The 11,885-nt window shown below is 36.7% G+C and carries 21 protein-coding genes, 1 rRNA gene and 1 pseudogene; all 23 read right to left on the bottom strand.

All coding sequences use genetic code 11. The features are described from left to right. Positions 1 to 444, bottom strand: coding sequence for a 50S ribosomal protein L15 (gene rplO / locus VIO64_RS07290; protein WP_331916664.1), 444 nt, complete (start codon positions 442 to 444; stop codon positions 1 to 3). 15 nt (positions 445 to 459) lie between these two features. Next, the gene (gene rpmD, locus VIO64_RS07295; protein ID WP_331916666.1) at positions 460 to 642 is read right to left on the bottom strand and encodes a 50S ribosomal protein L30; all 183 of its coding nucleotides are present in this window, start codon (positions 640 to 642) and stop codon (positions 460 to 462) included. Positions 643 to 654: 12 nt separating this feature from the next. Further along, positions 655 to 1,155 (bottom strand): 30S ribosomal protein S5, encoded by a 501-nt coding sequence (gene rpsE / locus VIO64_RS07300; RefSeq protein ID WP_331916668.1) that lies wholly within the window; start codon positions 1,153 to 1,155, stop codon positions 655 to 657. Between the two features lie 18 nt (positions 1,156 to 1,173). Next, a complete protein-coding gene (gene rplR, locus VIO64_RS07305; RefSeq protein WP_331916670.1) occupies positions 1,174 to 1,542 on the bottom strand; it encodes a 50S ribosomal protein L18 in 369 nt (122 codons plus the stop codon). Positions 1,543 to 1,558: 16 nt separating this feature from the next. Then, entirely contained in the window at positions 1,559 to 2,110 is a 552-nt protein-coding gene (rplF, locus tag VIO64_RS07310; RefSeq protein ID WP_331916672.1) for a 50S ribosomal protein L6, read from the bottom strand. A gap of 58 nt (positions 2,111 to 2,168) precedes the next feature. Continuing rightward, complete coding sequence (gene rpsH, locus VIO64_RS07315; protein WP_036945063.1) at positions 2,169 to 2,567, bottom strand: 30S ribosomal protein S8; 399 nt, start codon at positions 2,565 to 2,567, stop codon at positions 2,169 to 2,171. A 28-nt stretch (positions 2,568 to 2,595) separates the two neighbouring features. Further along, positions 2,596 to 2,781, bottom strand: a complete 186-nt coding sequence (locus VIO64_RS07320) for a type Z 30S ribosomal protein S14 (protein ID WP_331916675.1) — start codon at positions 2,779 to 2,781, stop codon at positions 2,596 to 2,598. An 18-nt stretch (positions 2,782 to 2,799) separates the two neighbouring features. Next, positions 2,800 to 3,342 carry a 50S ribosomal protein L5 gene (rplE, locus tag VIO64_RS07325; protein ID WP_331916677.1) on the bottom strand — a complete coding sequence of 181 codons (543 nt, stop codon included), beginning with the start codon at positions 3,340 to 3,342 and terminating at the stop codon, positions 2,800 to 2,802. Between the two features lie 28 nt (positions 3,343 to 3,370). Further along, positions 3,371 to 3,721 carry a 50S ribosomal protein L24 gene (gene rplX, locus VIO64_RS07330; protein WP_331916679.1) on the bottom strand — a complete coding sequence of 117 codons (351 nt, stop codon included), beginning with the start codon at positions 3,719 to 3,721 and terminating at the stop codon, positions 3,371 to 3,373. A gap of 18 nt (positions 3,722 to 3,739) precedes the next feature. After that, the gene (gene rplN, locus VIO64_RS07335) at positions 3,740 to 4,108 is read right to left on the bottom strand and encodes a 50S ribosomal protein L14 (RefSeq protein ID WP_036945067.1); all 369 of its coding nucleotides are present in this window, start codon (positions 4,106 to 4,108) and stop codon (positions 3,740 to 3,742) included. Between the two features lie 24 nt (positions 4,109 to 4,132). Beyond that, a complete protein-coding gene (gene rpsQ, locus VIO64_RS07340) occupies positions 4,133 to 4,390 on the bottom strand; it encodes a 30S ribosomal protein S17 (protein WP_036945068.1) in 258 nt (85 codons plus the stop codon). Between the two features lie 25 nt (positions 4,391 to 4,415). Next, on the bottom strand, positions 4,416 to 4,619 hold the full coding sequence (gene rpmC, locus VIO64_RS07345; RefSeq protein WP_036945069.1) for a 50S ribosomal protein L29: 204 nt from the start codon (positions 4,617 to 4,619) through the stop codon (positions 4,416 to 4,418). Further along, positions 4,609 to 5,046: a 50S ribosomal protein L16 gene (gene rplP, locus VIO64_RS07350; RefSeq protein ID WP_331916683.1), complete on the bottom strand. Its 438-nt coding sequence runs from the start codon at positions 5,044 to 5,046 to the stop codon at positions 4,609 to 4,611. Before rplP ends, rpmC begins: the two co-directional genes overlap by 11 nt. Next, positions 5,046 to 5,708 carry a 30S ribosomal protein S3 gene (gene rpsC, locus VIO64_RS07355; protein WP_331916685.1) on the bottom strand — a complete coding sequence of 221 codons (663 nt, stop codon included), beginning with the start codon at positions 5,706 to 5,708 and terminating at the stop codon, positions 5,046 to 5,048. The genes rplP and rpsC overlap by 1 nt, the downstream gene beginning before the upstream one ends. 19 nt (positions 5,709 to 5,727) lie before the next feature. After that, positions 5,728 to 6,105 carry a 50S ribosomal protein L22 gene (gene rplV, locus VIO64_RS07360; protein WP_414705245.1) on the bottom strand — a complete coding sequence of 126 codons (378 nt, stop codon included), beginning with the start codon at positions 6,103 to 6,105 and terminating at the stop codon, positions 5,728 to 5,730. Positions 6,106 to 6,249: 144 nt separating this feature from the next. Continuing rightward, complete coding sequence (gene rpsS / locus VIO64_RS07365) at positions 6,250 to 6,534, bottom strand: 30S ribosomal protein S19 (RefSeq protein ID WP_331916689.1); 285 nt, start codon at positions 6,532 to 6,534, stop codon at positions 6,250 to 6,252. Between the two features lie 64 nt (positions 6,535 to 6,598). After that, on the bottom strand, positions 6,599 to 7,432 hold the full coding sequence (rplB, locus tag VIO64_RS07370; protein WP_331916691.1) for a 50S ribosomal protein L2: 834 nt from the start codon (positions 7,430 to 7,432) through the stop codon (positions 6,599 to 6,601). A 225-nt stretch (positions 7,433 to 7,657) separates the two neighbouring features. Then, positions 7,658 to 7,990: pseudogene (gene rplW, locus VIO64_RS07375) on the bottom strand (50S ribosomal protein L23); the annotation flags it as partial. Further along, entirely contained in the window at positions 7,990 to 8,613 is a 624-nt protein-coding gene (gene rplD / locus VIO64_RS07380) for a 50S ribosomal protein L4 (protein WP_331916693.1), read from the bottom strand. The pseudogene rplW and the gene rplD, both read right to left, overlap by 1 nt. 29 nt (positions 8,614 to 8,642) lie before the next feature. Continuing rightward, on the bottom strand, positions 8,643 to 9,275 hold the full coding sequence (rplC, locus tag VIO64_RS07385) for a 50S ribosomal protein L3 (RefSeq protein ID WP_331916695.1): 633 nt from the start codon (positions 9,273 to 9,275) through the stop codon (positions 8,643 to 8,645). A gap of 72 nt (positions 9,276 to 9,347) precedes the next feature. Then, the gene (gene rpsJ / locus VIO64_RS07390) at positions 9,348 to 9,659 is read right to left on the bottom strand and encodes a 30S ribosomal protein S10 (protein WP_036945077.1); all 312 of its coding nucleotides are present in this window, start codon (positions 9,657 to 9,659) and stop codon (positions 9,348 to 9,350) included. Positions 9,660 to 9,980: 321 nt separating this feature from the next. After that, positions 9,981 to 10,946, bottom strand: a complete 966-nt coding sequence (locus VIO64_RS07395) for a glycosyltransferase family 39 protein (protein WP_331916698.1) — start codon at positions 10,944 to 10,946, stop codon at positions 9,981 to 9,983. Positions 10,947 to 11,763: 817 nt separating this feature from the next. Then, a 5S ribosomal RNA gene (rrf, locus tag VIO64_RS07400) occupies positions 11,764 to 11,880 on the bottom strand. Between the last annotated feature and the right edge of the window lie 5 nt (positions 11,881 to 11,885).

An 11,885-nucleotide genomic window follows, 5' to 3' on the forward strand; every position in this document is an offset into this window, starting at 1 on the left:
TTATACCACCTCGACCTTTCCCCCTGCAGCTTCTATCTTTTGAGAAGCACTCTTTGTAAACTTAGCAGCTTGAACAGTAAGCTTTTTAGTTAAATCTCCATTACCTAATATAGCTACACCGTCATTTACCTTTTTAACCAAACCGCTTTCCTGCAAAAGTTCTAATGTAACTGTTGCTCCGTTATCAAAAGCATTTAAATCAGATACATTTACTTCAGCATAAACTTTAGCAAAGTTCTTATTGTTGAAGCCTCTCTTAGGTAATCTTCTGTATAATGGCATCTGTCCGCCTTCAAAGCCAGGTCTAACTCCGCCGCCAGCACGTGCATTCTGACCCTTATGACCCTTTCCAGCTGTTTTACCATTACCGCTACCTGGACCTCTACCTTTTCTCATTGCTACTTTCGTTGAGCCTGGTGAAGGTACTAATTCGAAAAGTTTCATATCTTACACCTCCTCTTATATTTCTTCAACTGCCACAAGATGAGAAACCTTATTAACCATTCCTCTAATCTGAGGATTATCTTTTTGTTCAACTACACTTCTGATTTTCTTTAAGCCAAGAGCTTTTACTGTAGCAACTTGGTCTTCTTTAGCTTTGTTTATGCTTCTTACTAACGTAATTTTTAACTTACCAGCCATGTTTGCTACCTCCTAGCCTAGTATTTCTTCGACAGTTTTACCGCGTAGCTTAGCTACCTCTTCAACCGTCCTTAATTGTGATAAACCGTTTATAGTTGCATTAACCATATTTATTGGGTTATTTGATCCCAATGATTTTGTTCTTATATCGTGGATACCGCATAACTCGAGGACCGCTCTAACAGGGCCTCCCGCTATAACTCCGGTACCTTCGTTTGCAGGCATCAGAAGAACTCTTCCTGCACCATATTCACCGGTTGATTCATGTGGTATAGTTGTTTCAACAAGGGGAACCTTTATAAGATTCTTCTTTGCATCTTCAATTCCCTTTCTTATTGCATCAGGAATTTCTGCTGCTTTTCCTATTCCGCTTCCTATATGTCCATTTTCATCTCCTACAACTACAAGTGCACTGAAACGAAAATTTCTACCACCTTTAACAACCTTAGTAACACGACCTATATTAACTACCTTTTCCTTAAGGTCTAATGAATTCGCATCAATTCGCTGCAATTTTTGTCCCTCCTTCTATTAAAATTCCAAGCCTGCTTCTCTTGCTGCTTCTGCAAGCTCTTTAATTCTTCCATGATAAAGGTACCCGCCTCTATCAAATACAACCAATTTGATTCCTTTTGCCACTGCTTTAGTAGCTATAAGTTTACCAACTTCCTTAGCCGCTTCCTTATTTCCACCGAACTTAACTTTTCCCTTTAAAGACTCATCAAGAGTTGAAGCTGCAACGAGAGTATTTCCTGTTGTATCATCTATAACTTGTGCATATATATGATTTAAGCTTCTGAATACATTCAACCTTGGGCGTTCAGGAGTACCTTTAATTTTCTTACGTACCCTTACATGCTTTCTAAGTCTTATCTTATTGGTGTTAGGTTTTTTTATCATTAAAGTTCACTCCTTTCTATTTTTTACCTTTTCCGCCGGTCTTACCTTCTTTACGTCTTATTACTTCAGTCTCGTACTTGATTCCTTTACCCTTATATGGCTCAGGCTCTCTCTTACCTCTGATCTTTGCAGCAAACTCACCTACTGCCTGCTTATCTATACCTTTAACAATTATCTTGTTTTGAGCAGGCACTTCAACAGTTATTCCTGCAGGCTCTTCCATTTCAACAGGATGTGAGTAGCCCAGGGTAAGAACCAGTTTCTTTCCCTGCTTAGCTGCCCTGTAACCTACCCCGTTTATTTCAAGCCCTTTCTCAAATCCCTTTGTCACACCTTCAACCATGTTGTTGAGAAGACTTCTTGTAAGCCCGTGTAAAGCTTTGTGCATTTTTTGTTCAGAAGGTCTTAATATATTAATTTCTTCGCCTTCTATCTTAATTATCATATCCTTATGGAACTCTTTTGTCAAAGTCCCTTTTGTGCCTTTTACCGTAACTACGTTGTTCTCGCCAACTTTTACGTCTACACCTTTAGGTATAGCTATCGGCATTCTGCCTATTCGTGACATTTCTCTTCCTCCTGTTCTTAAATTATGAGCGTATGCCCTTTTCAGAAATCTTTTTATTTTACCAAACAAACGCCAGGACTTCTCCGCCTATTCCTTGGGATCTTGCTTTCTTGTCGGACATAATTCCTCTTGATGTGGATATAATCGCTATACCCAAACCTCCCAATACTTTTGGAAGTTCATCTTTACCAGCATATACCCTTAATCCTGGTTTGCTTATTCTTTTTATACCTGTTATTACACCGCTCTTGCTTGGTGTATATTTTAAAGCCAATCTGATAATACCTTGTTTACCATCTTCTATTTCTTCAATATTCCTCACAAATCCTTCTTCCAACAAAATTCCTGCTATTGCCTTCTTTATATTTGAAGCCGGAATATCAACAGACTCATGTTTTGCAGAACTTGCATTTCTTATTCTGGTTAACATATCAGCTATTGCGTCTGTAATTTGCATATGTTAAACCTCCTTCCAAATTTTCTGGTTACCAACTTGCTTTCTTAACGCCAGGTATTTGACCCTTGTATGCCAGTACTCTGAAGCACAGACGGCAAATACCGAATTTTCTTATATACGCATGCGGCCTTCCGCATAATTTACATCTATTGTAAGCTCTTGTTTTATACTTAGGAGTCTTTTGTTGCTTCAAAATCATCGCTTTTTTTGCCACGCTTAGGTCCCCTCCTTATCATGCACGGCTGAATGGCATGCCCATCAGCTTCAACAACTCTTTCGCTTCTTCATCGTTCTTCGCTGTAGTAACGAACGTTATATCCATGCCTCTCATCTTATCAATTTTATCATATTCTATTTCAGGGAATATCAACTGATCGTTAACACCCAAGGAATAATTTCCTCTTCCGTCAAAAGCATTGTTGGATACACCTCTGAAGTCTCTTACTCTTGGCATTGCTACATTGAATAACTTATCTACAAACTCATACATTCTTTGTCCGCGAAGTGTTACCTTACATCCGATATTCATACCCTCTCTTAATTTGAAAGCCGCAACTGACTTCTTAGCCTTTGTTATGAAAGGCTTCTGTCCTGTTATAGCAGTCAAATCGTTAACAGCTGCATCCATAGCCTTAGGATTTTCCTTAACATCTCCAACTCCCATATTTATAACAACTTTTTCGATCTTAGGGATTTGCATTGGACTCTTGAACTTGAATTTATCCTGTAATGCAGGAGCAACTTCTTTTACATACTTTTCTTGCAATCTATTCATTCAACAATTACCTCCTTTCGAACAGAGTTTAAACATTATCAATAAACTCATTACATTTTTTGCAAACCCTTACCTTATGTCCATCATCAAGCTTCTGTTTTCCAACTCTTGTACGCTCTCCGCATTTTGGACAAACAACCATAGCCTTTGATGCAGATATAGGGCTTTCCTGATGAATTATTCCACCCTGCTGGTATCTTCCTCTTGGCTTTTTATGCTTAACACTCATATTCACGCCTTCAACAAGAACCATACCTTTATCTGAAAGAACCTTTAGTACTTTACCTTTTTTACCTTTGTCGCCGGTTTTTCCTTCACCGCCTGACAATATATAAACAGTATCTCCTGTTTTTATATGTGCAACTTTCTTATTTTCCAATTTAAGCCGCCTCCTCCCTTATAGAACTTCCGGTGCGAGGGACAATATTTTCATGAAATCCTTATCCCTTAATTCCCTAGCAACTGGACCAAAAATACGTGTTCCTCTTGGGTTTTTGTCTTCTTTTATTATAACTGCTGCATTTTCATCAAATTTTATATATGAACCATCATTTCTTCTAACACCTTTTCTTGAACGAACAATAACGCATTTTACAACGTCACCTTTTTTCACAACACCACCGGGTGTTGCATTTTTAACTGAAGCTACAATGATATCACCTATGTTGGCATACTTTCTCCATGAACCACCAAGAACCTTTATGCACATAAGTTCTTTTGCTCCGGTGTTATCAGCAACTCTTAGTCTTGATTGGACTTGAATCATATCTAATACCTCCTTCCCATTGACTTACTGTGCCTTCTCGATAACTTCAACAAGCCTCCACCTTTTTTCCCTGCTTAAAGGTCTGGTTTCCATTACCTTTACTCTATCGCCGATATTGCACTCGTTGTTTTCATCGTGTGCCTTTAATTTGTATGTTCTCTTAACGATCTTTCCATACAGCGGATGCTTTACGCTGTTTTCTATAGCTACAACGATGGTCTTATCCATCTTGTTACTTACTACTTTACCTATCCTGGTCTTTCTAAGTGCTCTTTGATCCAATTTATATACCTCCCTTCAGGGTCTTTTATTTATCAGTCCCTTTCAATTGCCTTTCACGTATTATTGTCTTCACACGAGCAATTGACTTCTTAACATCCCTTAACTTCATTGGATTTTCAAGCTGGTTAGTTGCAAGCTGAAACCTTAATTTAAAAAGTTCTGCTTTTAAATCCTTCTCTTCTTTTTCTAATTCAGCCTGAGTTCTTTCTCTCAAATCACTAGCTTTCATTTGCTTCACCGTCCATTTCCTTATCGCGGGCCACAAATTTACACTTAATCGGAAGCTTATGCATTGCAAGTCTTAACGCTTCTCTTGCTGTTTCTTCCGATACACCTGCGATTTCGAATAATATTCTTCCAGGTTTAACTACTGCTACCCAATATTCCGGTGAACCTTTACCACTACCCATACGTGTTTCTGCCGGTTTTTTGGTTACAGGTTTATCAGGGAATATTTTAATCCAAACCTGCCCACCTCTTTTTATATACCTTGTCATAGCTATTCTGGCTGCTTCTATCTGATTGCTTGTTATCCAAGCCGCTTCAAGAGCCTGTAAACCAAACTCACCATTTGAAACCTTTATTCCTCTAGTTGCTACACCAGTCATTCTGCCTCTATGAACTCTTCTACGTTTAACCCTTTTTGGCATTAACATTAACGATCTCCTCCTTCCGCTTTCTTCTTAACAGCAGGAAGAACTTCACCTTTATATATCCAGACCTTAACTCCAATTTTTCCATATGTTGTATTTGCTTCTGCAAAACCATAGTCTATATCTGCTCTCAATGTCTGGAGTGGAATAGTTCCTTCATGATAATGTTCAGTTCTTGCAATTTCAGCACCGCCCAAGCGACCTGCTACAGAAGTTTTTATTCCTTTTGCACCAAGCTTCATTGTTCTTGACATCGCCTGCTTCATCGCTCTTCTGAATGAGATTCTCTTTTCAAGCTGTGTAGCAATATTTTCAGCTACTAACTGGGCATCCATATCAGGTGTTTTAATTTCAGTGATGTTTATTAAAACACTTTTTCCGGTCATTTTTTCTACTTCTTTTCTAAGTTCCTCAATACCTGTACCGCCTTTACCAATTACGAGACCTGGCTTAGCAGTATTAACGTTTATCTTTACTTTATTCGCAGCTCTTTCGATTTCTATTCTTGATACACCTGAAGTGTACAATTTAGCTTTTATGAATTTTCTGATTTTAACGTCTTCTACTAAAAGATCGCTGAAATCCTTATCACTTGCATACCATTTGGTATCCCAATCTTTAATTATTCCGATTCTTAAACCGTGTGGATTAACTTTCTGGCCCATTCTTCAACCTCCTTTTCACTTATTCTTTTTCCTTTAACACTACAGTTATATGACTTGTTCTTTTATTGATTCTGTTAGCTCTTCCCTGAGCTCTTGGCATAATTCTTTTCAAAGTAGGTCCTTGAGTTGCATATGCTTCAGCTACATATAATTCTTCCTTATCAAGTCCGTTGTTTGTTACTGCGTTTGCTTCAGCTGACTTTATAAGTTTCATCAATATACCGGAAGCAGCTTTTGGTGTAAATCTCAATATACCGTATGCCTCTTCAAGATTCTTATTCTTTATCAAATCAATAACAATCTTTACTTTTCTTGATGATATACGAGCGTATTTGAGTACTGCCCTACCCTCATCTTTTCCAATTCCTAAAGCCTTTCTTTCTCTCTTTGACAAGATTACAGGCTTTTTACTTCTTCTATGAACAGAACTGTAAGTTTCAAGAAGTTGTTCTTTATCCTTAAGAAGTTCATCTTTTGATCTTATCTGTCTTTCCAACCGGAATTCCTCCTTTCAAAGCTATCTTGCATATATACAGCACTCTTATCTTCCACCGCTGGATTTCTCATTTTTTCCTGCATGTCCCTTATATGTTCTAGTTGGAGCAAATTCACCTAATTTGTGACCAACCATGTCCTCCGATACAAACACTGGAACGTGTTTTTTCCCATCATGAACAGCAATTGTATGACCAACCATCTGTGGAAATATAGTTGAAGCTCTTGACCATGACTTGAGTACCTTCTTTTCGTTCTTTTCATTCATCTCTTCGATTCTTTTAAGAAGCTTGGCATCAACGTATGGTCCCTTTTTCAAAGATCTGCTCATTTATTATAATCCTCCCTTCATAAGTAAACTGTTAATTACTTATGCCTAATGACCTATAAAACAATTACTTCTGATTTCTTCTCTTAACTATGAACTTATCGCTCTTGTTTTTCTTCTTTCTTGTTTTAAGACCGAGAGTTGGTTTACCCCAAGGAGTTACCGGACTTGGTCTACCTATCGGAGATTTACCTTCTCCACCACCGTGAGGGTGATCAACAGGGTTCATAACAACACCGCGTACTGTAGGTCTAACACCCATCCATCTCTTTCTTCCCGCTTTACCGATGGATATGTTTTCATGCTCGATATTGCTTACCTGGCCGATAGTTGCTTTACAATTCATTCTTATCATTCTTACTTCGCCTGAAGGAAGTCTTACTTGTGCATAATCCCCTTCTTTAGCCATAAGCTGAGCTACATTTCCTGCAGCCCTTACAAGCTGTCCGCCTTTACCAGGCTTTAATTCGATATTGTGAATCAAAGTACCAACCGGCATGTTAACAAGCTTAAGTGCATTACCTGGCTTGATATCTGCGTTTTCACCTGACTCAACAGTATCTCCTTCTTTTAATCCAACAGGTGCTATAATATATCTCTTTTCACCATCTACATAGTGAAGAAGTGCTATATTTGCTGTTCTGTTTGGATCATACTCTATTCCTGCAACTTTTGCCTTTATACCATCTTTATCTCTTTTAAAATCAATGATTCTGTACTTTTGTTTTGCACCGCCACCTATGTGACGAACTGTTATCCTACCATATGCATTTCTTCCGCCCCTTTTCTGCAATGGAGCTAGCAATGATTTTTCAGGTTCTGTCTTTGTTATTTCATCAAAAGCTGAAACAGTCATGAACCTTCTTGCCGGAGTAGTAGGACTAAACTTTTTAACTGCCATCTCTTCTCACTCCTTATCAAACATTAGTTATTGACCTACACCAAACTCTTCAATACTTGTTTTATACTTTTTGCCTGAAGTCTTCATTACGCCGCCCTTTTCAAGGTATGAACCAGGTGTATATGTCTTCTTTTCCCTAATGACTCTACCCTTTTCGTCAACCTTGTACTTAACCTTACCATTTACCTTCTTGATAACCATAACTGGCTGGCCTTTTTTATCAACTACAGGTTTTCCTTCTTTATCGAGCTTCTGAACCTTCTCAGGAACCCTTACATACTTTTCCTTTGGTCCTGCAGGCTCTAAGTCAATTTTAACCACAGCTTTTTTCCAATCAGGTCTTGGGCCCTGGTGCACACCCATTCTCTTAACTTTTCCTTCAAAGTTTGCAGTGTTAACCTTGAGAACCTTAACCTGGAACAACTTTTCTACAGCGTATTTAACTTCAGTCTTTGTTGCATCCGGAGCTACTATAAAGGTGTACTTTCCTTCATTCAATCCATCATTGGATTTTTCTGTGATATATGGTCTTAAAATAATATCCTCAGCACTTCTCATTATGCGTACACCTCCTCTACTTTAGCTACTGCTTCCTTAGTAATTATGCACTTTTCATACTTTAAAAGATCAAATACATTAATTGTATTTACATATGCTGTTTTAACGCCTGGAATGTTTCTAGCAGCTCTTGCTACTAAATCACTGTCATCTGATAAAACTATAAGTGCACTTTTGTCAATCTTGAGGCTATCTAAAATTGAAGCCATTTTCTTTGTTTTACCATCTTCTACAGCAAGATTTTCAAGTACTAATATATCATTATCAACAACCTTTGAAGATAATGCTGACTTTAATGCGAGTCTCTTAACCTTCTTAGGTATTGTGTAACTATAGCTTCTGGGTTTTGGTCCGAGAACGATACCACCCTTTATCCATTGAGCTGAACGGATACTTCCCTGTCTTGCTCTACCAGTTCCTTTTTGTCTCCATGGCTTCTTGCCACCGCCACGAACTTCACTTTTTGTCTTTGTAGATTGAGTCCCTTGTCTCCTGTTAGCTAATTGGTTTAATACCGCAATATGCATAACCTGAACATTTGGGTCAATTCCGAATACAGAATCCTGCAATTCTATATTTCCTACAACTTCACCACTCATATTATATAAATCAACCTTAGGCATTTCATTTCCTCCCTTCCTAGTTCATTTTATCAAGCCTTAACAGTTTCCTTAATGTAGAGTAATCCGCCTTTTGGCCCCGGAACAGCTCCTTTAACAAGAAGGAGGTTCTTTTCACTATCCACTCTTACCACATCAAGGTTCTGAACAGTAACCTTATCTACACCCATGTGACCTGGCAGCTTTTTACCTTTGAAAACACGTGCCGGATTGGTGTTGGCACTCATAGAACCAACTCTTCTGTGGTACATGGAACCGTGTGTTTCTTTACCACCCTTTTGTCCATATCTTTTAATTGTTCCTTGGAAGCCTTTACCCTTTGATATACCGGATATATCAACACGAACTCCATTTTCGAACATATCGCTCACTTTTATTTCCTGACCGATTTCGTAATTTTGCATATCAGGTACTTTTATTTCCCTAAGATATTTTTTAGTAGCTACTTTTACTTTGCTGAACTGACCTTTTTCAGGTTTGTTCAATTTCTTTTCGCTGACATCAACAAATCCTATTTTTAAAGCATCATATCCATCATTGTCTACTGTCTTCTTTTGAACAACAGCACATGGTCCAGCTTGAATAACTGTTACCGGGATAAGCAATCCTTCTTCATTAAAGATCTGTGTCATACCTAATTTAATACCTAGTATTGCCTTTTTCATTTTCTTCCCTCCTGTGGTTATTGGTTCATACTTATCATGTACGAACTTGACCTTATTGACTAAAAGCTATTATTACAGCTTTATTTCTATATCAACTCCTGCCGGTAAGTCCAATCTCATAAGTGCATCTACTGTTTTTGGAGTTGGCAGTAATATGTCAATCAATCTTTTATGAGTTCTCATTTCGAACTGCTCACGGGAATCCTTATACTTATGTGGAGCCCTCAATATAGTAATTATTTCTTTTTCTGTCGGTAGTGGCACCGGTCCAGATACTTTCGCTCCAGTTCTTTTAGCAGTATCAACTATTTTTTCAGCTGATTGATCAAGAACCTGATAGTCGAATGCTTTTAGACGAATTCTTATTTTTTGCTTGTTTGCCATTACAAAAGCCTCCTTTTAAATACTCAATTTGTTACTTACAACAAGCATTAATCTGTACACTATGCCGGGTGTTTCATACCTTTACATATAAAAACCCAGAAATTATAAGGCCTATTAGGCAATATAACCTGGGCTGTACTCCAATACACAAACACAAAACTGCTATTTGCAAAATGTACAGTGACTTGTCGCCCGGTTTCATGAATCGGACATTCTCCGCTGAAGTTACCTGCTTCATGAGCAGCAATCTCCAGTTTCATCGTATGTCATGTCACAACGTTTAATATTTTACTATAATATTGCTCATTATGCAAGGCTTTTTTAATTAAATTTTTCACTAAATTTATTCTTTACAATACTTTCAAAACAAGAAAATACTTTTCGTAGACTTGCATACGATAAAAGGATTAAATACGGGTAGCATAAATATATATATCTGGGTTTGGTTTCCCATAAAAGATAAAATCCTATAAATCCGAGAATAATAATTACAAATAATGAAAACTTATACTTGTTCTTTCTTATTGACATTATTAAAGCAATAAGAATAACTATATTAATTAAGTAGTTAGTTGCATATAGTATCCAATTTATATATTCACGCCTTTTTAGATTTTCTACAAAGAATTTTGATACAGGTATTTCATAGGAATATCCACCTGGCTGTGTGTGGCTCATACCGTAATACAAACATTGATATGTTCCCTCAGTCCATAACCACAAGGATTTCTTAAAATACATTTCAGTAAAGCCTAATATGCCCATTTCCTTTACTTTTTGTTTTATTTTTTCCTTAAATACCTTTTCACTGGCTTCCTTGTTGCCCTTACAATCACTCAAGTAGATTTTGTAGCTTTCGCCACCGTCCCAGTATCCAAATGTGTCTTTCCCTATACTCATATTGACCCACATTAATGCTGGTGCAGAGCTGATTCCAAGAGGTTCCTTGATTACCCCCTTTTTTTGCAGAATAAAGCTGGTTGCATTAAATGGTATATTAATTATTACAACAGCAAGCAATATAAAATGAATTATTTTTCTTAAGTTCAACCGGCTTATAATTATATATATTATAATTGCCAAAAGAAATATAATTCCAACTGATCTTAAAAAGTTCCCTATACTAAGGCATATAGAGGATAACAATGCATATTTTATAGTATGTTTTTTTACATATTTAATTGCAAAATAAACACTAACTAGAAAGAAAAAACATGAAACTATATCATTGTAAACTAAATTATTCATACATATAGCAGGTGGAAAGAAGCTTGCAATAATTAGAATTCCATAATGCTTTTTTTATTTTTTTTACTTTTCAACTCATGGTATATTAAGTAAATAAGCAAGGAAATAAGTGTTGTAAATAATATATTCATTATTCTAGGCACAAACAAATTACTTGAAAAAATTGAATATACCACTGAAAGATACAGAGTTATCCCTATGTTATGGGGATATGAATGCAAGTATGCACCAGGCTGTAGTGCAGAAAAATTGCCATTTAAGAATTCCTTAGCTATACGATCGGTTTCTGCCATATCTGCTATAAGATTAATTTGAAAAAAATATATAAACATAAGTTATGCAATTAGAGAACTTAAAAAATAATTGGTATAAGCCTCCGTGGGCTTAACCATTCTATTTTATCAAAAAGCTTAAAGGCATATTTAAATACAATAAACAACACCATCGCCAAAATTACTAATACAAATGTTTTCTGTGGAATAAATACCGATTTGTCACCATATTGGGCCATACAGAAAGTGGAATACATAAATAATGAGCCTATTGTAAATAATATTAGGAAAAAAGCATAAATTAAATAAATATATTTTTTTAGTTTTAACATTTTGAACTCCCGATATATAAATAATCTTATAAACTGTCTTTTGTTATACATGCATTACATCTTGAAGATTAATAATACATCATTAAAATACCTGTGTCAATACCTTTTTGCTTAATTTTCAATGCATAGCTATAGGTTATCACGGTATATTTTATTATAAGACCAAATGTAAATCAGGATTAATTTGTATACAATATATTACGCCAACAAAAATTCAGAGCCTTATGCTTTTGGCATAAGGCTCTGATATAAATCTGGCGACTACCTATTTTACCAAGACGCGACCGTCTAAGTATCGTCGGCACTAAGAAGCTTAACTGCCGTGTTCGGGATGGGAACGGGTGTGACCTTCTCGTAATAACCACCAGAAAATT

It is taken from the genome of Pseudobacteroides sp., from assembly GCF_036567765.1.
Classification (GTDB): Bacteria; Bacillota; Clostridia; order Acetivibrionales; family DSM-2933; genus Pseudobacteroides.

Bases quoted from the DNA above. Each gene is read 5' to 3' on its own strand.
- rplO (WP_331916664.1), bottom strand. From the start codon at position 444: ATGAAACTTTTCGAATTAGTACCTTCACCAGGCTCAACGAAAGTAGCA.
- rpmD (WP_331916666.1), bottom strand. From the start codon at position 642: ATGGCTGGTAAGTTAAAAATTACGTTAGTAAGAAGCATAAACAAAGCT.
- rplR (WP_331916670.1), bottom strand. From the start codon at position 1,542: ATGATAAAAAAACCTAACACCAATAAGATAAGACTTAGAAAGCATGTA.
- rplF (WP_331916672.1), bottom strand. From the start codon at position 2,110: ATGTCACGAATAGGCAGAATGCCGATAGCTATACCTAAAGGTGTAGAC.
- rpsH (WP_036945063.1), bottom strand. From the start codon at position 2,567: ATGCAAATTACAGACGCAATAGCTGATATGTTAACCAGAATAAGAAAT.
- rplE (WP_331916677.1), bottom strand. From the start codon at position 3,342: ATGAATAGATTGCAAGAAAAGTATGTAAAAGAAGTTGCTCCTGCATTA.
- rplN (WP_036945067.1), bottom strand. From the start codon at position 4,108: ATGATTCAAGTCCAATCAAGACTAAGAGTTGCTGATAACACCGGAGCA.
- rpmC (WP_036945069.1), bottom strand. From the start codon at position 4,619: ATGAAAGCTAGTGATTTGAGAGAAAGAACTCAGGCTGAATTAGAAAAA.
- rplP (WP_331916683.1), bottom strand. From the start codon at position 5,046: ATGTTAATGCCAAAAAGGGTTAAACGTAGAAGAGTTCATAGAGGCAGA.
- rpsC (WP_331916685.1), bottom strand. From the start codon at position 5,708: ATGGGCCAGAAAGTTAATCCACACGGTTTAAGAATCGGAATAATTAAA.
- rpsS (WP_331916689.1), bottom strand. From the start codon at position 6,534: ATGAGCAGATCTTTGAAAAAGGGACCATACGTTGATGCCAAGCTTCTT.
- rplB (WP_331916691.1), bottom strand. From the start codon at position 7,432: ATGGCAGTTAAAAAGTTTAGTCCTACTACTCCGGCAAGAAGGTTCATG.
- rplD (WP_331916693.1), bottom strand. From the start codon at position 8,613: ATGCCTAAGGTTGATTTATATAATATGAGTGGTGAAGTTGTAGGAAAT.
- rplC (WP_331916695.1), bottom strand. From the start codon at position 9,275: ATGAAAAAGGCAATACTAGGTATTAAATTAGGTATGACACAGATCTTT.
- rpsJ (WP_036945077.1), bottom strand. From the start codon at position 9,659: ATGGCAAACAAGCAAAAAATAAGAATTCGTCTAAAAGCATTCGACTAT.